Genomic DNA, 20,971 nt, shown 5'->3' with positions numbered 1-20,971 from the left:
GGGGTTTTTATTTGCCGCGGTTCATGTCGTCCAGCGGCGCGCGTTGCGGAACATGCGCATCCACGGCGAGAACTCGCCGCCGCTGTCGCGCTCGCCCCACGAGGCCGGGCTCCACGACATCTGCACGTTGCGGAATACCCGCTCGGGGTGGGGCATCAGGGCGGTGAATCGGCCGTCCGCCGTGGTGACGCCGGCCAGCCCGCCGGCGCTGCCGTTGGGATTGTAGGGATAAGCCTCGGTCGGCTTGCCGGCATGGTCGACGAAGCGCATGGCAGCCAGCGCCGCGTCGGCCTTGCCCTGCTGCGAGAAGTCGGCATAGCCTTCGCCATGGGAAACGGCGATGGGCATGCGCGAACCGGCCATGCCGTCGAAGAAGATGGACGGCGACTCGGGAATCTCGACCAGCGAAAAGCGGGCTTCGAATTTTTCGGAGCGGTTGCGCGTGAAGCGCGGCCAGTCCTGGGCACCCGGGATCATGGGGGCCAGCGCGGCCAGCATCTGGCAGCCGTTGCAGACGCCCAGCGCGAAGGTGTCGCTGCGGCCGAAGTAGGCGGCGAACATGTCGGCCAGCACCGCGTTGTACTGGATGGTCTTGGCCCAGCCCTCGCCGGCGCCCAGCACGTCGCCGTAGCTGAAGCCGCCCACGGCGACCAGCCCCTTGAAGCTGGACAGGTCGATGCGTCCGCTGAGCAGGTCGGTCATGTGCACGTCCCAGGACTCGAAGCCGGCACGGTCGAAGGCATAGGCCATCTCCACCTGGCTGTTGCAGCCCTGCTCGCGCAGGATGGCCATGCGCGGACGCACGCCGGTGGCGATCATGGGAGCGGCGATATCTTCCTGCGGATCGAAATCGACCTTGGGCGACAGGCCGGAATCGGCCACGTCGTCCCACAGGTCGAATTCGGCCTGTGCGCAATCCGGGTTGTCGCGCAGCGCCATGATGCGGCGGCTGACCTCGCTCCAGGCCTTGCCCAGTTCGGCGCGCGGCTTGCCCCAGATCTTGCGGGCGTCGCGGTAGAACTCGATCTCGTCGCGGGCGTTGGGCTCGCCGATCACGTGCGAGTGGGCCGACAGGCCGGCGCCTCGCAGCACTTCCATCACGGCGTCGCGGCTGGCGGCGGGCACCTGGATGACGGCGCCGGCCTCTTCCGAGAACAGCGCCTTGATCGTCAGTTCGTCGCGCTGCACCGCGACCTGTTCCGGCCGGATCTTGAAATCGCCCCAGTCCGATGCATACGGATCCAGGGTCAGCATGTCGAGGTTGATCGACAGTCCGGTGTGGCCGGCGAAGGCCATCTCGCACAGCGTGGCGAACAGGCCGCCGTCGGAGCGGTCGTGGTAGGCCAGGATCACGCCACTGTCGGCCAGGGTGCGGATCGCGGCGAAGAAGGCACGCAGGTCGTCGGGGGCGTCGATGTCGGGGGCCTGCTGGCCGACCTGGCCGATGACCTGGGCCAGCACGGAACCGCCCAGGCGGTGCTTGCCGCGTCCCAGGTCGACCAGGATCAAGGTCGTGTCACCCTGGTCGGTGCGCAGTTGCGGGGTCAGCGTCTTGCGCACGTCGTCCACCGGCGCGAAGGCCGTGACGATGAGAGAGACCGGCGCCACCACGCGGCGCTGTTCGCCGTTTTCGTCCCACGCCGTGCGCATGGACAGCGAATCCTTGCCCACGGGGATGGACAGGCCGACACGCTGGCACAGTTCGCTGACCGCGCTGACGGTGTCGTACAGCGCCGCGTCCTGGCCGGGCTCGCCGCAGGCGGCCATCCAGTTGGCGGACATCTTGACGTCTTCGATGCGGACCACGGGCGCCGCCACCAGGTTGGTGATGGCTTCGGCCACGGCCATGCGGCCCGAGGCCGGGGCGTCGATCACGGCCAGCGGCGTGCGTTCGCCCATGGCCATGGCCTCGCCGCGCGTGCCGCTGTAGTCGGCCAGCGTGACCGCGCAGTCGGCCACCGGGACCTGCCACGGCCCCACCATCTGGTCGCGCGACGACAGCCCTCCCACCGTGCGGTCGCCGATGGTGATCAGGAAGGTCTTGTTGGCGACCGTGGGATGGCGCAGCACGCGCAGGGCCACGTCGTCCAGGTCCAGGCCGACCACGTCCATCGGCTCGCCCGCGCCCGGCAGGCGCGCGACGTCGCGCTCCATGCGGGGCGGCTTGCCCAGGATGACGTCGACCGGCACGTCCACCGGGCGCGAAGTCCGGGCCCAGTCGGCCGCGGCCACGTCGCCCGCCGAGAAACCCTCGCCGTCGACCACGCGCAACTGGCGCTGCTCGGTGGCCACGCCCACGACGGCGTAGGGGCAGCGCTCGCGGCGCGCCAGCGCATCGAAGCGCTCGAGGTCCTGCGGCAGGATGGCCAGCACATAGCGCTCCTGCGATTCGTTGCACCAGATCTCGGCCGGCGACAGGCCCGATTCCTCGAGCTGGACGTTGCGCAGGTCGAATATGGCGCCGCGCCCGGCGCCGTCAACCAGTTCGGGGAAGGCATTCGAGAGGCCGCCCGCGCCCACGTCGTGGATGGACTGGATGGGGTTGTCGGCCCCGAGCTGCCAGCAGCGGTCGATGACTTCCTGCGCGCGGCGCTCGATCTCGGGATTGCCGCGCTGGACGGAGTCGAAATCGAGGTCGGCGGTGTTGCTGCCCACGCCCATGCTGGAGGCGGCGCCGCCGCCCATGCCTATGCGCATGCCGGGCCCGCCCAGCTGGATCAGCAGCGAGCCGGGCGGCAGATCGTTCTTGTGTGTCAGGCCGTCGTCGATGCTGCCCAGGCCGCCGGCGATCATGATGGGCTTGTGGTAGCCCCAGCGCACGCCGCCCGCGGTCTGCTCGAAGGTCCGGAAATAGCCCAGCAGGTTGGGCCGGCCGAATTCGTTGTTGAACGCAGCCCCGCCCAGGGGGCCTTCGATCATGATGGACAGGGGCGAGGCGATGCGGTCGGGCGCGCCGTGGCCATCGTGTTCCCAGGGCTCGATGGCATCGTCGAAACGCAGGTGCGATACCGTGAAACCGGTCAGGCCCGCCTTGGGCTTGGAGCCGCGGCCGGTCGCGCCTTCGTCGCGGATCTCGCCGCCCGCGCCGGTCGAGGCGCCGGGGAAAGGCGAGATGGCCGTGGGATGGTTGTGCGTCTCGACCTTCATCAGGGTGTGCACGATCGCGTCGCGGCGTCCGTACACCTGGCCTTCGGTGCCAGGCTGCACATGAAAGCGCTCCGCCCGGCCCCCGGCCATGACGGCGGCGTTGTCGGAATACGCCACTACGGTGCCTTCCGGCTGCGCCTTGTGCGTGGCGCGGATCATGCCGAACAGCGTCTCGGACTGCGGCTGGCCGTCGATGACCCATTGGGCATTGAAGATCTTGTGGCGGCAATGCTCGCTGTTGGCCTGGGCGAACATCATCAGTTCCACGTCGGTCGGATTCCGTCCCAGGCCGTTGAAGGCCTCGACCAGGTAATCGATCTCGTCGTCGGACAGCGCCAGCCCCATGCTGCGGTTGGCCGCCACCAGGGCGGGAGCGCCTTCTGCCAGCAGGGGCACGGTCTGCATGGGCTTGCCGGCCAGGGTAGCGAACAGCGGCGCGCCGTCGAAGGCGCCGTCGACCACCGTCTCGGTCATGCGGTCGTGCAAGGCGCCGGCCAGCGCGGCCAGGTCGTCCGCCGAGAACGATTTGGCGCCCCCCAGCAGGCCCCGTTTAGGGACCACCGTGTAGGCGACTGCGCGCTCTATCCTGCGGACCTGCGCCAGCCCGCAATTGTGCGCGATGTCGGTGGCCTTGCTGGCCCAGGGCGAGACAGTGCCCAGGCGCGGCACGACCAGCAGTTCCAGCCCCTGCTGGGGCTCGGGGGCCGGATCGCCGTAGCGCAGCAGGCCCTCCAGGCGCTGGCGGTCGTCCGCGGCCAGGTCGCCCTCCACGGCGACGAAATGCACGAACCGGGCCGAGACATCGGCCACCGAGGCATTCAGGGCCTGGAGTCGGCGCAACAGCCGGTCGCGGCGGAACGAGGAAAGGGCAAGGGGGCCGGAGAGGCGCAGGATGGAGGCCACGATAAGCGAGCTGGAAGCGGAGGAAATGAGGGGGAAAACGCGAGGGAAGCGCGTGACTAGCCGTGATTTTACTTCGTACCGGGGGATCGGGAAAAACCACGAGCGAATACCCGCCCTCCCCGCTTAAAATCCGGTGCCCGTTCCCCGGAATGCCCTCGCGCTCCGGCGGGAAAACGGGCTCGACCAGAAGAAGCGACCAGACCCCATGCGTGTGATTGTGATCGGTGCCGGCATCATCGGTGTGTGCACCGCCTATTGGCTCAACCGGCACGGCATGCAGGTAACCGTGGTGGACCGCCGCAGCGGCGTCGCCCAGGAATCGAGCTTCGGCAACGCGGGCATCCTGGCCGCCGACTACGCGGCCCCATGGGCCGCCCCGGGCATGCCCGGCCGCGTGCTGGCCCATCTGTTCAAGAGCGAGGCGCCGGTGGCGCTGCGCGCCTCGCTGGACCCCGCCCTGTGGAAGTGGCTGGTGAAGTGGCTGGGCCAGTGCCGGGCGGAGCGCTATGCCGCCAACAAGCGCGTCATGCAGCGCGTGGCCCGCTACAGCCGCGTCCAGCTGGCCGCGCTGCGCGAGGAATACGGCTTCGAATACGAGCGCCGGATCGGCTACCTGCAACTGCTGCGCACGCCGCGCGACGTGGAAGCGGCGCAGGCCACCCTCCAGGTCCTCCGGGAAAGCGGCATCGCCCACCAGTTGCTGGGCGCCGAAGAAGCCGTCGCGATGGACGTCCACCTGCAGGACGCGGTCCACGTCGGCACGCCGCTGGCGGGCGCCATCCACTATCCCGACGACGAATCGGGCAACTGCCCGCTGTTCGCCCGCCTGCTGGCGGCCGAATGCGAACGGGGCGGCGTCGAGTTCCTGTTCAACACCGTCGCCCAGCCCGTGCAGGACGCCGGCGGCATCGTCGCCGGCGTGCGCCTGCAGGACGGCCGCACGCTGCCCGCGCAGGCGGTCGTTGTGGCCTCGGGCAGCGACGCCGGGGACTGGCTGGCCCGGCTGGGCGTGCGCGTGCCGATCTACCCGGTGCGAGGCTATGCCGCCAACCTTCCCCTGCGCAACGACGTCATCGGCCCGCGGCGCGCCTTCGTGGACGAGACCTATCGCGTGACGGTGACGCCGCTCGGCCAGCGCCTGCGCATCGCCGGCACGGCCGAGCTGGGCGCGCGCGGTCCGGCCCTGCGCGACAAGGCCTTGCGCACCCTGGTCAGGACGGCCCAGGACTGGATGCCCGGCATGCTGGATTTCTCGCGCGCGACCTGGTGGGCCGGCACCCGGCCGATGACGCCGGACGGCCCGCCCATACTCGGCCCGACCCGGCTGCCCGGCCTGTACCTGAACGTCGGCCACGGCTCGCAGGGATGGAGCATGGCGGCGGGCACGGGGCGCATCGTCGCCGACCTGGTCGCCGGCCGGACGCCGGAGATAGACCTGGACGGGTTGGACATCGGCCGCTACGCGCGCAAGAATTAGCGCATGGACCCACACCCGCACCGGCTGCTGCGCACCCCCGCCATCAGGCTGATCGAACGCGAGGCGCAGGCCGCGCTGCCGCCCCACACCCTGATGCGGCGGGCCGCCGGCGCGGCTGCCGCGCTCATCGCCGAGCGCTGGCCCGGCCATTCGGTCGACCTGCTGTGCGGTCCCGGCAACAACGGCGGCGACGGCCTCATGCTGGCCGCGCTGCTGCACCAGGCCGGCCGCCGGGTCCGCGTTTGGGCGCTGCCGGCCGGCAGGCGGCCGGCCGATGCCGAACAAGCCTGGCAGGAATTGCCCGCCGGCCTGTTGCAGGCCGGCGAACCCGATGCCCGCGATCTGCCCGATCCATCGCGCACGCTGATCGTCGACGCCCTGTTCGGCATCGGCCTCTCACGCCCCCTGCCCGAGTCCGCGCAGCGGTGGACGGCCTGGGCGGCGCGGCAGGGATCGCCGATCCTGGCGCTGGATGCGCCCAGCGGGCTCGATACCGACACCGGGGGCGCGCAGCCGGGTGCCATCGTCGCCCACCATACCCTGACCTTCATCGCCGACAAGCCCGGACTCCACACGCGTGCCGGCCGCGACCATGCCGGCACGGTCAGCGTCGCCGACCTGGAACTGGAAAGCGGCATCGGCCGCCATGCCGGGCTGCCCCATGGCGGCCTGCTCGTGCGGCAAGCCGACTGCCCGGCGCTGTTCCGCCCCCGGCCGCAGGACAGCCACAAAGGCAGCTTCGGCACGCTGGCCATCCTGGCCGGCGCGCCCGGCATGACCGGGGCGGCCTTGCTGGCAGCCCGCGCGGCCCTGTACGGCGGGGCCGGCAAGATCCTGGTCGGGCTGGCCGAGGCGGCACCGCTCGCGCTGCCCTGCGACCCATGGCATCCCGAGCTCATGCTGCGCGACGCCAACGGGCTGCTGGATCATGCGGCGCGACTGGGCGTCGGCGGCTGGGTCGCGGGCTGCGGCCTGGGCACCGATGCCGGCGCCGAGCGCTGGCTCGGCCGCCTGCTGGCCGAGGCGCCCGCCTCGGCCCCCCTGGTGCTGGACGCCGACGCGCTGGTCCTGCTGGGCACGCTGCCCGACCTGGCGCGCGGCCTGGGGGCCCGGGGCGGCCCCGCGATCCTGACCCCTCATCCGCGCGAAGCGGCGCGCATGCTGGGCATCTCGACCGACGAGGTGCAGGCGGACCGCATCGAGGCCGCCCGCGAGCTGGCCGCGCGCTACCGCGCCTGGGTGGTCCTGAAGGGGGCCGGCAGCATCGTGTGCGGGCCGCATGGCGCCTGGAGCGTCAATGCCAGCGGCAATGCCGGGCTGGCCACCGCCGGTACCGGCGACGTGCTGGCCGGCATGCTGGGCGCGCTGCTGGCGCAGGGGCTGGAAGCCGGCGAGGCGGCACGGGCCGGCGTGTGGCTGCACGGCGCCGCCGCCGACAGCCTCGTGGCCCGCGGCATCGGCCCCATCGGCCTGACGGCCAGCGAGATCGCGCCGGCCGCGCGCGACCTGCGCAATCGCGGCGGCCACTGATCCCTCGCCGCGGGCGCCCGGTTCAGGAAACGTCGCCGGCCGAATCGTGCACCAGGCGCCCGCCCGCCACCACCAGCTGGCGCGCGCAGCGCTGCGCCAGCTTGGCATCGTGCGTCACCAGCAGCAGGGTCGTGCCCCGCTCGCGGTGCAGTTCGAACATCAGGTCGATGACGGCCTCGCCGGTGGCCGAATCCAGGCTGCCCGTGGGTTCGTCGGCGAACAGCAGCTCCGGCTCCACCACGAAGGCACGCGCCAGGGACACCCGCTGCTGCTCTCCTCCCGACAAGGTCCGCGGATAGTGGCGCAGGCGCGCGCCCAGCCCCACGCGTTCCAGCATGGCCGTGGCGGCGGCGCGCGCATCGCGGCCCGCCAACTCCAGCGGCAGCATGACGTTCTCCAGGGCGGTCAGGTGGGGCAGCAGCTGGAACGACTGGAACACGAAGCCCACGTGGCGCGCCCGCAGGCTGGCGCGCTGGTCCTCGTCCAGCGCGAACAGGTCGCGGCCGGCCAGGTGCACCGATCCGGAGGTCGGCACGTCCAGCCCGGCCAGCAGGCCGAGCAGCGTGGACTTGCCCGATCCCGAACTCCCCGTGATGGCCACGGTCTCTCCGAAGGCCACCGTAAAATCGACCGCATCGAGAATGGCGAGCTCGCCGCTCGAATCGGCCACCCGCCTGGTCAACGATCGTACGGCGATGGCGGGCTGCGCGGCAGGCGTGGCCGCGGACTGGCTCGCGGCGGATCGGGTCGGTCCCGTCATGATTGGATCGCTGAAAGAAAGGAAAGACATGATAAAGCCTCGCTCGTCGCAGCCGCTCCGGGACACCGCCCGTACTGCGCACGGCGCCGCCCGGCGCCTGTTCGCGGGCACGCTGTGCGCGGCCGCGCTATGCGGCCTGGCGCCAGCCGCCCTGGCACAGACCGCCGCCCCCGCCGCGAGTTCCTCGCCCGCCCTGCTGGTGCTGGGCGACAGTCTGTCGGCGGAGTACGGCCTGCCGCGCGGATCGGGATGGGTGGCGCTGCTCGAGGCCCGCCTGCGCGAGCGCAAGCTCGACTATCGCGTGGTCAACGCCAGCATCAGCGGCGACACCACCAGCGGCGGCGTCAGCAGGCTGCCGGCGCTGCTCGCGCGCCATCGGCCGAGCGTGGTCGTGATCGAGCTGGGCTCGAACGACGCGCTGCGCGGGCTGTCCCTGCAGATGACCGAGCAGAACCTGAACAAGATGGTGCAGGCGTCGCGCCAGGCTGGCGCGCGCGTATTGCTGGTGGGCATGCAGATCCCGCCCAACTATGGCCGCGACTACACGCAGCGCTTCCAGCAATTGTTCGCCAAGGTCGCCAAGGAGCAGCAGGCGGCGCTGCTGCCCTTCCTGCTGGACGGCGTCGCCCAGCACATCGAACTGTTCCAGCCCGATCGCCTGCACCCCACGGCACAGGCGCAGCCGCGCCTGCTGGACAATGTCTGGTCGCGCCTGGAACCGCTGCTGGGCACCGGCAAGTCCTGACACGGCCGGCCCGCGGGCCGGCCGGGGCGATCAGCGCTCGGCGGCCGGCGCGGCGGTGGTCAGGGCCGTGCCTTCGGGCGAGATCGTGACCTTGTACTTCTCGCGCAGCGTCTGCAGCACGGCCAACTGCTCGGCCTGGGCCCAGCGGCGTTCCATCATCGACTTCTCGCCGGCGATCGCGGCGGCGTCGGGCTTGGGCGCGGCCTCGACCTTGGAGATCCGGGCAATGACATAGTCGTCGCCGGCGATCGTGCCCACAAACGCCGGCAGCTTGCCGGCCGGCGCCTTCATGACCGCGTTCAGCAGCGCGGGGGCGACGCCCTGGGGCGCATTGCGCGCCACCGTGACGACGGCGCCGAAGCCCTGGCTGGAATCCTTGGCCTGCAGGGCCTTCAGGCGTTCCTCGCCCGCCGCGCGGGCCAGATCGAGCGCCTTGTCCTGGGTCAGCTGGGCGCGGATGCCGCTGGACACGTCGGCCAGGGGCTGCACCGAAGCCGGCACGTGCTTGACCACGCGCACCGCGGCCAGGCGATTCGGGCCAAGCTCGATCACCCCCGAGTTGCGCTTCTCGCGCAGCACCTCGTCCGAGAACAGGGCCTGCGCCACCTTGGGATTGCCCAGGACGTCGTTGCCCTGCAGACCGCTGCGCGTGACGCCCTGGGCCTCCTGGATCTTCAGGCCGAATTTCTGCGCCGCGGGTTCGAGCGTATCGCTCTGCTCGTACACCAGGTTCGTGAACTGCTCGGCGGCCTCGGCGAAACGGCGGGCAGCCTGCTGCTGCTTGATTTCCTCGACGATCTGGGCACGGACCTCGGCCAACGGCTTGACCACGGCCGGACGGATGCCGGTGAGCTTGATGACATGGAAGCCGTAGTCGGTCGCCACGACGCCCGACACTTCGCCGTCCTTCAGCGCGAAGGCGGCATCCTCGAAAGGCTTGACCATCATGCCGCGGCCGAACCAGTCCAGGTCCCCGCCCTTGGCCGCGGAACCGGGATCCTGCGAGTTCTCGCGCGCCAGCCTGGCGAAATCGGCCTTGGGCGCCTTGGCCTGGTCGGCCAGGGACTGCGCCTTCTTGCGCGCTTCCTCGCGCGCGGACTCGCTGGCGCCGCTGTCGACCGTGATCAGGATGTGGCTGGCCCGGCGCTGTTCTTCCTGGCCATAGCGGCCCTTGTTCTGCTCGTAGTAGCTCTTGATATCGTCCTCGGATACCGCGATCCCGGACGTCGACGCCCCCTGGTCCAGCACCACGTACTGCGCGTCGACCCGTTCCGGGACCTCGAAGCGGGCGCGGTTGGCCTCGTAGTAGGCCTTGACCTCGTCGTCGCTGACGCTGACCTTGGCGCGGTAGTCGGCGGCGGCCACGCGCAGGGTCTGGATGCTGCGACGCTCGGTGGCGGCGGCCACCAGGCGGTCCATGACCGCGTCCGGCATCATGGTCGACTGCGCCACCGGCCCCAGCACCTGCTGCAAGGCCAGGTCGCGCCGCAACTGGGCCTCGAACATGACCGGGGTCATGCCTTGCGCGGCCAGTGCGTCGCGGTAGCGGGCGTTGCTGAACTTGCCGTCTTCCTGCACGGCCGGAATCGCCTGGATGGTGGCGCGGAGCTGGTCGTCGGACGCCGAGAAATGGTTCTTGGTGGCTTCGGCCGAGATCAGGCGGGTGTTGATGATCTCGTCCAGCACCGCCTGGCGCATGGCCGGCGTATCGAAGGCCTGCGAATCGAACTGCGCGCCCATCATGCCGCGCAGCTGGTCGAGCCGGTTGCGCGACGCCGCGTCGAACTCCTGCTGCGTAACGGCTTCGCCCGCCACCTTGGCCAGCGACTTGTCGCCTTCCATGAAGCTGGAGTAGCCCTGTATGCCGACGAAGACGAACGACGGCAGGATCAGCAGCAGCAGGACGAACTGCATCCAGCGGCGGTGGTTACGGATGAGGTCAAACATGCGCGAATACTCCGGTCGGATGCCAGCGGCACGACGGCCATACAAGCAAAATGCCCACGGGCTCAAGGCCAATGGGCACCCATTAGTGTCGAGCCGATTCTAGCATGGCGCCTGGGGCTGGACGCCTTGCGCGACCGGCGCGGACTACGCCGGGCCGACCGCGGAAAACAGTGCTGCGTCGCGCGCCAGGTCGCCGCTGGCCTGAACCCGGCGGTCGCGGCGGGCGGCGAAGTCCAGCATGCGGTCGATCGGCCGGCGCGCCTGCCGCCCCAGCGCCGGATCCAGCAGGATTTCGCCCGTGCCCCGCTCCAGGCATCCGGCCAGGTTCTCCAGTCCGTTCATGGCCATCCACGGACAATGCGCGCAGCTCTTGCAGGTCGCGCTTCCCCCCGCCGTCGGCGCCGCGATGAAAATCTTGCCGGGAGCGGCAAGCCGCATCTTGTGCAGCAGGCCCTGGTCGGTGGCCACGATGAAATGCGTGGCGTCGAGTTCGCGCGCGGCCTTGATCATCTGCGCGGTCGAGCCCACCACGTCGGCCTGGTCCACGACGGCGGGCGGCGATTCCGGATGCACCAGCACCTTGGCCTGCGGATGTTCCGCCCGCAGCAGTTCGAGCTCGATGCCCTTGAACTCGTCGTGCACCAGGCACGAGCCCTGCCACATCAGCATATCGGCGCCGGTCTGCGACTGGACGTAGGCGCCCAGGTGGCGGTCGGGCGCCCACAGGATCTTTTCCCCGCGGGCGTGCAGGTCCGCGACGATGTCCAGCGCGATGGCCGAGGTCACGGCCCAGTCCGCCCGGGCCTTCACGGCCGCGCTGGTATTGGCGTAGACCACCACGGTGCGGTCGGGATGGGCATCGCAGAAGGCCGAGAACTCGTCCAGGGGACAGCCCAGGTCCAACGAGCAGGTGGCGTCCAGGTCCGGCATCAGCACGCGCTTCTCGGGGCTGAGGATCTTGGCCGTTTCCCCCATGAACCGCACCCCCGCCACCACCAGCGTGCTGGCCGCGTGGTCGCGGCCGAAGCGCGCCATCTCCAGGGAATCCGCGACGCAGCCGCCCGTCTCGTCGGCCAGTTCCTGCAATTCGGCATCCACGTAGTAATGCGCGACCAGCACCGCGTTCTCGCGCTGGAGCAGTGCCCGGATGCGCGCCTTCAGTTCGTCCCGCCGCTGCCCCGGCAAGTCCTCGGGCACCTTGGCCCAGGCCTGCCCTACCGAGCACGAGCCGCCGGCGGCCGTGGGCGAATCGAAATCGAAAGTGCGAAGCAGCGTCTGGCTCATCCTGTCATCCGTCCATTTATGCTCATACTGAGCATTTTTTGGGCAAAAAAATATCGACCGGACTTATGCTAAATATGAGCATAACGAATGTCAATAGCGAAAACCCGAAAACGCATGGCGACATGCCGTAAAGCAAGCACCAAAAGAAAAAGGGCCTGGATGACTCCAAGCCCTTGATCCCGACACGTATGCGCTTCGACAGAGTGGTGGGTGCTACAGGGGTCGAACCTGTGACCTACGCCTTGTAAGGGCGCCGCTCTACCAACTGAGCTAAGCACCCTCTGCGATACGACTCGTGACTCGGCGCGTATTGTAGCGGATTGCCCGGGCACCTGCATCAGCCGCCCCGCGGCAGCCGGCTGGGCGGATAACCGTAGAACTTTTTGAATGCCTGCGCATACGCGCCCTCGGTGGCATAGCCCACCGCCAGCGCGATATCCAGTTGCCGCCAACCCTGCGCATGCAGTTCGGCCGCCCGGGTCATCCGTGCATAGTTGCGCCATTGCTGGAAGGACATGCCGGTATGGGCCACGAACGCGCGCTGGATGGTCTTCTCGCTGGCTCCCGCCACGCGCGCCCACGCCCCCAGCGAACGATTGTCGGCCGGATCCTGTTCCAGCGCGCGGCAGATGGGCGCGATGCGCGCATCGCCCGGGATCTGTATGCCCGGCTCGGTCCAGGGCGCCGACGCCAGTTCGTCGGCCAGCACGCGCGCCTTGCGCAGGCGCTGTTCGCCCCCGCCGCCATCCGGACTCCAGCTTGCCGCGTCCAGGATCAGTTCCCGCAGCAGCGGCCGCACGCAGACGACCACGCAGCGTCCCGCGTCGTAGAAATCCGGCTCGACGTAGACACTGTGATATCGAAAACTGCGGTCCATCAGCACGGCGTGCGGCACGCCGCGCGGTATCCACGCCGCCCTGTCGGGCGCGAGCCGTATCACCCGCTGCCGGGTCTCCAGCAGCGTCGAGCCCTGCTCGGGATAAAGCAGTTGCCCCACTTCATGGCTGTGCATGGCGGCGTGCGCCGCGCGCCCTTCCCTGACCACGATGCGCAACGGAAACCGTTGCGGGGCGACGATGCCGGACATGTCCGATCCTCAATGAAATCTGGCCGAGATGCGACGGCGCGAGAAACAGCGCCGGTCGATGATGCAGGCGTCGTCAACCGGAGCCCCTCATGTACATCGACCTCACGCTTTCCATCGACATCCAGGACCCCATTATCGCCAAAGCCAGCACCGATCCCGACAGCTACATGTCGCGCGGCCACATCGGCACCCATCTCGACGTCTACGGCGGCCAGGCCTTCCCGCCCGCCCACTACTGCATGCGGCGAGGCCTCTTGATCGACGCGCGGGACGCCGGCGACGAAATCGGCCTCACGGTCCTGGCCGGCCGCGAGTTCCAGGCCGGCGACTTCCTCATCTTCCATACCGGTCATCTCGCCCGCCACGTCTACGGCTCCCGCCCGTACTACCAGAACCAGCCGAAATTCTCGTGGGACCTGGTCCGGCACCTGGCCGAGCGCGATACCGGCTTCATCGGCCTGGACTTTCCCGGTATGCGGCCCGGCCCCGAGCACAACACCGCGGACCGCATCGTGGGCAGCCGCGGCGGCTACGTCATCGAGAATCTGGCCAATGTGGACAGATTGCATGCCCAGGCCGGCGACCGGACGTTCCTGGTCTGCACGGGATGGACCGGCTTCCAGGGCTCGACGGGACTGTCGTGCCGTGTCGTTGCCCACCTGGACTGAGACCGCAGGAGAAGCCCGCCATGACCTCGCATCCTGTTGCTCCCCCCCACCCCGACGGCAGCGCCTATCGCGCCGCCATGGCCCGCCTGGGCGCCTCGGTGCACATCGTCACCAGCGCGGGCCCCGCGGGCCGCGTGGGCCTGACGGCCTCGGCCGTCTGCAGCGTGACCGACGACCCGCCCATGCTGCTGGTGTGCCTGAACCGGCGCTCGTCGGCCCACGACGCGACGCTGGCCAACGGCGTACTGTGCGTCAACACGTTGGCCGCCGGCCACGAACCCCTGTCGCGCCGGTTCAGCGGCGGCGGGGACATGGACGGCCGGTTCGCGCAAGGCGCGTGGAGCCGCCTGGAAACGGGCTCGCCGGTCCTGGAGGACGCGATGGCCGCGTTCGACTGCCGCATCGTCGACACGACGCGGCAGGGCACGCACACCGTCATGTTCTGCGAGGTCCAGGGCTTACGCACGGGAGAGGCGCCGGCCGGCCTGTTCTATTTTTCGCGGACGTATCACGCGTTGGGACCGGCAACCTAGGGACGAAAAAAAACCCTGGCGCCAAACCAGGGTTTCTCGTCACGAAGTGCGTGCGCCTTAGTTGACGGCGTCTTTCAGCGCCTTGCCCGGACGGAACTTCGGCACCTTGGCCTTCTTGATCTTGATGGCTTCGCCGGTGCGCGGGTTACGGCCGGTGCGGGCCGCGCGAGCGCTCACCGCGAAAGTGCCGAAACCGACCAGCGTCACCGTGCCGCCCTTCTTGAGCGTCGTTTTCACCGCTCCCACCAGCGCATCCAGCGAACGGCCGGCAGCCGCCTTGGAAATGTCGGCTTGCTTGGCGATGTGGTCGATAAGCTCGGTCTTGTTCATTAGGCCCCTCACAAGGTCTATCTGTGGAAAAAATTTTTGGTCCCGATGCGAGTCCGCAAGGGGCACCCCCGAAGAGCGACGTACCCCGCCGGGACTGCTCTTACGGGTACGAAACGCAGACGGCTATTTAATCCTCGGGCAGAAAGTCGTGTCAAGGGAAACCCGCTGGAAAACCGCGTAAAACCTCATGTTTCCGCATGTGACGAAAAAAAGAGGGCACTTGCGTGCCCTCTTCCATGCCCCGGACCTCGGGATCAGTGCTTCATGACGGGATCCGTGGCCGCTCCGCCTTCGGCGGCCACATGGGCCTCGACCTTGCCCTCGGCCTTCGCGGCCTCTTCCTCGGGCAATGGCTCGGGCAGCCGCTCCAGCGCGAGTTCGAGCACCCGGTCGATCCAGCGGACCGGCACGATCTCGAGGTGGTTCTTGACCGTATCCGGAATCTCCGCCAGGTCCTTGGCGTTCTCCTCCGGAATCAGCACGGTCTTGATACCGCCGCGGTGCGCCGCCAGCAGCTTCTCTTTCAGGCCGCCGATGGGCAGGACTTCGCCGCGCAACGTGATCTCGCCGGTCATCGCCACGTCGGCGCGCACCGGAATGCCCGTCAACGAGGAAACGATGGCCGTGGTGATCGCCGCGCCCGCGGACGGACCGTCCTTGGGCGTGGCGCCCTCGGGCACGTGCACGTGCATGTCCTTCTTCTCGAACACGGCGTGATCGATGCCCAGACGGCGGGCGCGCGAACGCACCACCGAGCGCGCGGCCTCGACCGACTCCTTCATGACGTCGCCCAGCGAACCGGTGCGCTGGATGGCGCCCTTGCCCGGCATGACCGCCACTTCGATCGTCAGCAGGTCGCCGCCCACCTCGGTCCATGCCAGACCGGTCACCTGGCCGATCTGGTTCTCCTTCTCGGCCACGCCGAAGGTGTAACGGCGCACGCCCAGATAGTCGTTCAGGTTGTCCGCCGTGACGACCACTTGCCGCTTGTCGCCCTTGAGCAGCAGGCCCTTGACCACCTTGCGGCAGATCTTGCTGACCTCTCGCTCCAGCGCGCGCACGCCCGCTTCCCGGGTGTAGTAGCGCACGATGTCGCGCAGGGCCGATTCCTCGACCTTGAGCTCTTCGGCCTTCAGCCCGTTGTTCTTCATCTGCTTGGGCAGCAGATGCTGCATGGCGATGTGCACCTTCTCGTCTTCGGTGTAACCCGACAGGCGGATGACCTCCATCCGGTCCAGCAACGCCGGCGGAATGTTCAGCGTGTTGCTGGTCGCCACGAACATCACGTCGGACAGGTCGAAATCGACCTCGACATAGTGGTCCTGGAAGGTGTGGTTCTGTTCCGGATCCAGCACCTCGAGCAGCGCCGACGCCGGATCGCCACGGAAATCCATGCCCATCTTGTCGACTTCGTCGAGCAGGAAAAGCGGATTGCGCGCGCCGACCTTGGAGAGGTTCTGCAGGATCTTGCCCGGCATCGAACCGATATAGGTACGGCGGTGGCCGCGGATCTCGGACTCGTCGCGCACGCCGCCCAGCGCCATCCGCACGAACTTGCGGTTGGTCGCCTTGGCGATCGACTGGCCGAGCGAGGTCTTGCCGACCCCCGGAGGGCCGACCAGGCACAGGATCGGCGCCTTGACCTTGTCCACGCGCTGTTGCACCGCAAGGTATTCAAGAATGCGTTCCTTGACCTTCTCGAGCCCGTAGTGGTCGTCGTTGAGCACCTCTTCCGCGTGCGGCAGGGAATTGTTGACCTTGCTCTTCTTCTTCCACGGCAGGCCGACCAGCGTGTCGATGTAGTTGCGCACCACGGTAGCCTCGGCCGACATGGGCGACATCAGCTTGAGCTTCTTGAGCTCGGCATCGGCCTTCTTCTTGGCCTCCTTGGGCATGTGGGCGGCGATGATCTTCTTCTCGAGTTCCTCGAAGTCGGCACCGTCCTCGCCTTCGCCCAGTTCCTTCTGGATGGCCTTGACCTGCTCGTTCAGGTAGTACTCGCGCTGGCTTTTCTCCATCTGCTTCTTGACGCGACCGCGAATGCGCTTCTCGACCTGGAGAATGTCGATCTCGGTCTCGAGCTGGGCCAGCAGCGCTTCCAGGCGCTCGGAGGTGGAGAACACCTCGAGCATCTTCTGCTTCTGTTCCAGCTTGAGCGGCAGGTGCGCCGCGATGGTGTCGGCCAGCCGGCCGGGCTCGTCGATGCCCGACAGCGAAGTCAGGATCTCCGGCGGGATCTTCTTGTTCAGTTTGACGTACTGGTCGAACTGCGACACGATCGCGCGCCGCAGGGCCTCGGTTTCCGAGCCCTGGCCCCGGTCGGGATCGATGGGCACCAGTTCGCAGGCGAAATGCGCGCCCAGGTCGTCGATGCGCGTGATACGGGCGCGCTGGGCTCCCTCGACCAGCACCTTGACGGTGCCGTCGGGCAGCTTGAGCATCTGCAGGATGCTGGCCAGGCAGCCGATCTCGTAGATGTCGTCGGCCGAGGGCTCATCCTTGGCGGCCGACTTCTGGGCCACCAGCATGATGCTCTTGCCGGCTTCCATCGCGGCTTCCAGCGCCTTGATGGACTTGGGCCGGCCCACGAACAGCGGGATGACCATGTGCGGAAATACGACCACGTCGCGCAGCGGAAGCAGCGGCAACTCGATCGGTTCGGGAGGGAGTATCTGGCTCGCAGACATGATTCGTCCTCGAATTTGAATGCAATCAGGATGAGGGCGTAAGCGTGGATTTCAAGCGTCGGCGGGCAACGTGGTCTGCTGGAACTGCCGGGCGCATGCCCTTTTCCCGCACAGCACGCCCGGGAAAAGCGTATGAACCCGAAGAGAGGCGCAGAGTCATCATTCGCCCACAGGCCATTGATTTACACGCCATGGCCCAATGTAGCATAGGTGGGGTCCCCCCCTACGCCCTTCGGGCGCCCCCCAGGGGGCGATGCGGGTGGACCGGCAAAGCCGGATCCACCGCATCCTGGGGTAACAACGGGCTGGCGGAGACTGGCGATACTGCCAAACGCCTGGCTGGATTGGAAAAGAACAACGGCCTTGCGCGCAAACAAGGCCGTTTTCTTTTCCTGATCGTTCCCCAGACCCAGGGCACAGCGGATCCGGCTTTGCCGGTCCGCCAGTGCCGCCCCCTGGGGGGCGCGCGTCAGCGCGTAGGGGGGGGCCCTACTTATTGGCGACCTTGGGCTTGTCGCCGTAGATCAGGAGGGGGATGCCTTCGCCGGTGATGGCGTTTTCGTCCAGGACGACCTTGACGACGTTGCCCTGGGTGGGCAGTTCGTACATGGTGTCGAGCAGCGCGGCTTCGATGATGGAGCGCAGGCCGCGGGCGCCGGTCTTGCGCTTGAGCGCCTTCTGGGCGATGGCCAGGAGAGCCTGGGGCCGCACGTCCAGTTCGGCGCCTTCCATGGCCAGCAGCTTCTGGAACTGCTTGACCAGGGCGTTCTTGGGCTCGACCAGGATCTGGATCAGGGCCTCCTCGTTCAGCTCGTCCAGCGTCGCCACCACGGGCAGGCGGCCGACCAGTTCGGGGATGAGGCCGAACTTGATCAGGTCCTCGGGCTCGACTTCGCCGAACAGCGCGCTGACCGAGCGCTCCGACTCCGCCTTGACCGAGGCACCGAAGCCGATGCCGGACTTTTCGGTGCGGCCGCGGATGACTTTCTCCAGCCCGTCGAACGCGCCGCCGCAGATGAACAGGATGTTGGTCGTGTCGATCTGCACGAAATCCTGGTTCGGGTGCTTGCGGCCGCCCTGCGGGGGAACGGAGGCGACGGTACCCTCGATCAGCTTGAGCAGGGCCTGTTGCACGCCTTCGCCCGACACGTCGCGGGTGATGGACGGATTGTCGGCCTTGCGCGAGATCTTGTCGATCTCGTCGATGTAGACGATGCCGCGCTGGGCCTTTTCCACATCGTAGTTGCAGTTCTGCAGCAGCTTCTGGATGATGTTCTCGACGTCCTCGCCCACGTAGCCGGCCTCGGTCAACGTGGTGGCGTCGGCGATCACGAACGGCACGTTCAGCAGGCGGGCCAGCGTCTGGGCCAGCAGCGTCTTGCCCGAACCGGTGGGGCCGATCAGCAGGATGTTGCTCTTGGACAACTCGACGTCGTCCGTCTTGCCGCCGGCATGACGGATGCGCTTGTAGTGGTTGTACACCGCCACCGACAGGATCCGCTTGGCCCGGGTCTGGCCGATCACGTATTGGTCGAGGATCTCCTTGATCTCGGCCGGCGTGGGCAGTTCGGACTTGGCGCCGGTCTTGACGTCGGCGGCCACTTCGTCACGGATGATGTCGTTGCACAGGTCGATGCACTCATCGCAAATGAACACCGACGGTCCGGCGATCAGCTTGCGAACCTCATGCTGGCTCTTGCCGCAAAACGAGCAATAGAGCAGCTTCTCGTTCGACCCTTTCTTTTCCGACATGCTCAACCCTGTTCGGTACGACTGCTGAAGACTTTGTCGATCAAGCCATACGATAGCGCATCGGCCGCCGACATGAAATTGTCGCGCTCGGTGTCCACCGCGATGCGTTCGATCGGCTGGCCGGTGTTCTCGGCCAGGATCCGGTTCAGGCGCTCGCGCAGGTACAGGATCTCGCGCGCGTGGATTTCGATATCCGTCGCCTGGCCCTGGGCGCCGCCCGAGGGCTGGTGGATCATGATGCGGGAATTGGGCAGCGAGATCCGCTTGCCCTTGGCGCCGGCGGCCAGCAGGAAAGCGCCCATGCTGGCGGCCAGGCCGGTGCAGAGCGTGGCCACGTCGGGCTTGACGAACTGCATGGTGTCATAGATGGCCATGCCCGCGTACACCGACCCGCCGGGCGAGTTGATGTACAGCGAGATGTCCTTCTCGGGATTTTCCGACTCCAGGAACAGGAGCTGGGCCACGATCAGGTTGGCGGTGGCATCGGCCACCGGGCCCACCAGGAAGATGATCCGCTCTTTCAGCAGACGCGAGTAGATGTCGTACGCACGCTCGCCCCGGCCGGACTGTTCGATCACCATCGGCACGTAGCCGAGGGCCTTGGGGCCGAGAGACTCGGCCCCGTACATGGATGCGTAGAAATCTACGAAGCGTTGCATCAGGCAGTTCCCATCAATTCATCGAAGGAGACTTGCTCGTCCTTGACCTTGGCCTTGGACAGCACGTGCTGGACGACGTTGTCCTCGAGCACGATGGCCTCGATTTCGGCCAGGCGAGCCTTGTCCGTCAGATAGTAGCGCACGACTTCCTCGGGCTTCTCGTAGCTCTGGGCGAAGTCCTCGATGCGGGCGCGGATCTGGTCGGGCTTGGCCTTGAGGTTCTCGGCCTTGACCAGCTCCGAAACCAGCAGGCCCAGGCGCACGCGGCGCTCGGATTCCGAGGCGAAGGCCTCGGCCGGGATCGGCAGCTTGTCGGCGTTGGGCACGCCGCGCTGGCGCAGGTCCTCGCGGGCCGCTTCGATGCGGCGCTCGGTGTCGTCGTTGACCAGGGCCTTGGGAATGTCGAAGGTCGCGGCCTTGGCCAGCGCATCCATCACGCTCGACTTGGTGCGGGCCTGGGTGCGGCTGCGCACTTCGCGCTCGAGGTTGGCGCGGATGTCGGCACGCAGCTTCTCGACGTCGCCTTCGGCCTGGCCCAGTTGCTTGGCGAACTCGGCATCGACCTGGGGCAGCACGCCCTCTTCCACCTTCTTGACGGTGATGGTGAACTCGGCGGTCTTGCCGGCGACTTCGGCCGAACCGTAGTCGGCCGGGAACGTCAGCGGGAACACCTTGGTCTCGCCGGCCTTCATGCCGCGCGCGGCCGCTTCGAACTCGGGCAGCATGCGGCCCTGGCCGAGCACGAACGGGAAGTCCTCGGCGGTACCGCCCTGGAACGCGACGCCGTCGATGGTGCCGGCAAAGTCCAGCGTCACGCGGTCGTCATCGCCCGCGGCCCGGCCTTCGCGCTCTTCGAACGTCACGCGCTGCTTGCGCAGGATGTCCACCGTGCGATCGACCTCGGCATCACCCACTTCGCTCTTGGCGCTGGTGACTTCCAGGGCGGTCAGGTCGGGAATGGCGACTTCCGGGTAGACCTCGAACGTGGCGCTGAAGGCCACCACGTCGTCGGCCACGCCTTCGGTCTTGGGCTCGACGGACGGCGAACCCGCCAGGCGCAGCTTGGACTCGGCCACGACCTTTTCCAGGGCGTCGCCGATCTTGGCGTTCAGCACTTCCATGCGCACTTCGGGACCGTAGGTACGGGCCAGCATGGGCAGCGGGACCTTGCCGGGACGGAAGCCCGGCATCTTGGCGGTGCGGGCCAGGCGCTTGAGGCGCGTCTCGACTTCTTTTTCGATGTCGGCCACCGGCACGGAAAGATCAACGCGGCGCTCAAGCCCCGACAGGGTTTCAACCACAGGCTGCATGCAAAAACCTATATTGAGTATGTGTAATCGACAGAACCGGACACCCGCGCCGCGAGAGGCACCGCAACCAGAGATCGATCCGGGCATTCGCGAATTGTGCCACAGCCCCCGTGCGGCGCCGCAGCGCCGCGCGGGGGCTCCGGAAGCCGCCT

The 20,971-nt window shown here is 68.0% G+C and carries 15 protein-coding genes and 1 tRNA gene; 5 read left to right on the top strand and 11 right to left on the bottom strand.

The window, feature by feature from the left end; translation table 11 throughout:
* Nucleotides 1–21 precede the first annotated feature (21 nt).
* Complete coding sequence (purL, locus tag N5K27_RS06500) at nt 22–4,050, bottom strand: phosphoribosylformylglycinamidine synthase (protein ID WP_279815294.1); 4,029 nt, start codon at nt 4,048–4,050, stop codon at nt 22–24.
* 133 nt (nt 4,051–4,183) lie between these two features.
* On the opposite strand from purL, the gene N5K27_RS06495 reads away from it, so the two are divergent.
* Together N5K27_RS06495 and N5K27_RS06490 are read left to right on the top strand one after the other, a co-directional pair.
* A complete protein-coding gene (locus N5K27_RS06495; RefSeq protein ID WP_338615398.1) occupies nt 4,184–5,527 on the top strand; it encodes a D-amino acid dehydrogenase in 1,344 nt (447 codons plus the stop codon).
* A 3-nt stretch (nt 5,528–5,530) separates the two neighbouring features.
* Nucleotides 5,531–7,057 carry an NAD(P)H-hydrate dehydratase gene (locus tag N5K27_RS06490; protein WP_279815291.1) on the top strand — a complete coding sequence of 509 codons (1,527 nt, stop codon included), beginning with the start codon at nt 5,531–5,533 and terminating at the stop codon, nt 7,055–7,057.
* 22 nt (nt 7,058–7,079) lie between these two features.
* Here the strand turns inward: N5K27_RS06490 and N5K27_RS06485 are convergent, their stop codons facing one another.
* Nucleotides 7,080–7,817 carry an ABC transporter ATP-binding protein gene (locus tag N5K27_RS06485; RefSeq protein WP_087840661.1) on the bottom strand — a complete coding sequence of 246 codons (738 nt, stop codon included), beginning with the start codon at nt 7,815–7,817 and terminating at the stop codon, nt 7,080–7,082.
* A gap of 28 nt (nt 7,818–7,845) precedes the next feature.
* Here N5K27_RS06485 and N5K27_RS06480 point away from each other — a divergent pair, with 28 nt between their 5' ends.
* The gene (locus N5K27_RS06480) at nt 7,846–8,562 is read left to right on the top strand and encodes an arylesterase (RefSeq protein ID WP_087840622.1); all 717 of its coding nucleotides are present in this window, start codon (nt 7,846–7,848) and stop codon (nt 8,560–8,562) included.
* A 30-nt stretch (nt 8,563–8,592) separates the two neighbouring features.
* Here N5K27_RS06480 and N5K27_RS06475 read toward each other — a convergent pair whose 3' ends face one another.
* The 4 genes from N5K27_RS06475 to N5K27_RS06460 all read right to left on the bottom strand — a co-directional run bounded on the left by N5K27_RS06475 (nt 8,593) and on the right by N5K27_RS06460 (nt 12,880).
* Nucleotides 8,593–10,509 carry a SurA N-terminal domain-containing protein gene (locus tag N5K27_RS06475; protein WP_279815288.1) on the bottom strand — a complete coding sequence of 639 codons (1,917 nt, stop codon included), beginning with the start codon at nt 10,507–10,509 and terminating at the stop codon, nt 8,593–8,595.
* Between the two features lie 144 nt (nt 10,510–10,653).
* Nucleotides 10,654–11,793, bottom strand: a complete 1,140-nt coding sequence (gene nadA, locus N5K27_RS06470; RefSeq protein ID WP_087840620.1) for a quinolinate synthase NadA — start codon at nt 11,791–11,793, stop codon at nt 10,654–10,656.
* Between the two features lie 204 nt (nt 11,794–11,997).
* Nucleotides 11,998–12,073: transfer RNA gene (locus N5K27_RS06465), tRNA-Val, on the bottom strand.
* Nucleotides 12,074–12,130: 57 nt separating this feature from the next.
* On the bottom strand, nt 12,131–12,880 hold the full coding sequence (locus N5K27_RS06460; protein ID WP_279815286.1) for a helix-turn-helix transcriptional regulator: 750 nt from the start codon (nt 12,878–12,880) through the stop codon (nt 12,131–12,133).
* 89 nt (nt 12,881–12,969) lie between these two features.
* Between N5K27_RS06460 and N5K27_RS06455 the strand changes: the two genes are divergently transcribed.
* Together N5K27_RS06455 and N5K27_RS06450 are read left to right on the top strand one after the other, a co-directional pair.
* Complete coding sequence (locus N5K27_RS06455) at nt 12,970–13,548, top strand: cyclase family protein (protein WP_279815284.1); 579 nt, start codon at nt 12,970–12,972, stop codon at nt 13,546–13,548.
* Nucleotides 13,549–13,568: 20 nt separating this feature from the next.
* Nucleotides 13,569–14,081, top strand: coding sequence for a flavin reductase (locus N5K27_RS06450; protein ID WP_279815282.1), 513 nt, complete (start codon nt 13,569–13,571; stop codon nt 14,079–14,081).
* A gap of 57 nt (nt 14,082–14,138) precedes the next feature.
* Here the strand turns inward: N5K27_RS06450 and N5K27_RS06445 are convergent, their stop codons facing one another.
* From N5K27_RS06445 to tig, 5 genes are all read right to left on the bottom strand, one after another.
* Nucleotides 14,139–14,477, bottom strand: coding sequence for an HU family DNA-binding protein (locus N5K27_RS06445; RefSeq protein ID WP_165404624.1), 339 nt, complete (start codon nt 14,475–14,477; stop codon nt 14,139–14,141).
* Between the two features lie 188 nt (nt 14,478–14,665).
* Nucleotides 14,666–17,098, bottom strand: coding sequence for an endopeptidase La (lon, locus tag N5K27_RS06440; protein WP_087840615.1), 2,433 nt, complete (start codon nt 17,096–17,098; stop codon nt 14,666–14,668).
* A 489-nt stretch (nt 17,099–17,587) separates the two neighbouring features.
* Complete coding sequence (gene clpX, locus N5K27_RS06435) at nt 17,588–18,850, bottom strand: ATP-dependent Clp protease ATP-binding subunit ClpX (RefSeq protein ID WP_087840614.1); 1,263 nt, start codon at nt 18,848–18,850, stop codon at nt 17,588–17,590.
* 2 nt (nt 18,851–18,852) lie between these two features.
* Entirely contained in the window at nt 18,853–19,509 is a 657-nt protein-coding gene (gene clpP / locus N5K27_RS06430) for an ATP-dependent Clp endopeptidase proteolytic subunit ClpP (protein ID WP_087840613.1), read from the bottom strand.
* Nucleotides 19,509–20,819, bottom strand: coding sequence for a trigger factor (gene tig / locus N5K27_RS06425; protein WP_087840612.1), 1,311 nt, complete (start codon nt 20,817–20,819; stop codon nt 19,509–19,511). The genes clpP and tig overlap by 1 nt, the downstream gene beginning before the upstream one ends.
* Between the last annotated feature and the right edge of the window lie 152 nt (nt 20,820–20,971).

Origin of the sequence: Pigmentiphaga sp. GD03639, assembly GCF_029845405.1 — a bacterium.
Taxonomy (GTDB): Bacteria; Pseudomonadota; Gammaproteobacteria; order Burkholderiales; family Burkholderiaceae_B; genus Pigmentiphaga; species Pigmentiphaga daeguensis.
Note: the sequence above shows the minus strand (reverse complement) of the source record. Positions and strands in the feature narration are given on the sequence as shown.

Coding starts and splice junctions, on each gene's coding strand:
- N5K27_RS06490 (WP_279815291.1), top strand. CDS start 5,531: ATGGACCCACACCCGCACCGGCTGCTGCGCACCCCCGCCATCAGGCTG.
- N5K27_RS06485 (WP_087840661.1), bottom strand. CDS start 7,817: ATGACGGGACCGACCCGATCCGCCGCGAGCCAGTCCGCGGCCACGCCT.
- N5K27_RS06480 (WP_087840622.1), top strand. CDS start 7,846: ATGATAAAGCCTCGCTCGTCGCAGCCGCTCCGGGACACCGCCCGTACT.
- N5K27_RS06475 (WP_279815288.1), bottom strand. CDS start 10,509: ATGTTTGACCTCATCCGTAACCACCGCCGCTGGATGCAGTTCGTCCTG.
- nadA (WP_087840620.1), bottom strand. CDS start 11,793: ATGAGCCAGACGCTGCTTCGCACTTTCGATTTCGATTCGCCCACGGCC.
- N5K27_RS06460 (WP_279815286.1), bottom strand. CDS start 12,880: ATGTCCGGCATCGTCGCCCCGCAACGGTTTCCGTTGCGCATCGTGGTC.
- N5K27_RS06455 (WP_279815284.1), top strand. CDS start 12,970: ATGTACATCGACCTCACGCTTTCCATCGACATCCAGGACCCCATTATC.
- N5K27_RS06450 (WP_279815282.1), top strand. CDS start 13,569: ATGACCTCGCATCCTGTTGCTCCCCCCCACCCCGACGGCAGCGCCTAT.
- lon (WP_087840615.1), bottom strand. CDS start 17,098: ATGTCTGCGAGCCAGATACTCCCTCCCGAACCGATCGAGTTGCCGCTG.
- clpX (WP_087840614.1), bottom strand. CDS start 18,850: ATGTCGGAAAAGAAAGGGTCGAACGAGAAGCTGCTCTATTGCTCGTTT.
- clpP (WP_087840613.1), bottom strand. CDS start 19,509: ATGCAACGCTTCGTAGATTTCTACGCATCCATGTACGGGGCCGAGTCT.
- tig (WP_087840612.1), bottom strand. CDS start 20,819: ATGCAGCCTGTGGTTGAAACCCTGTCGGGGCTTGAGCGCCGCGTTGAT.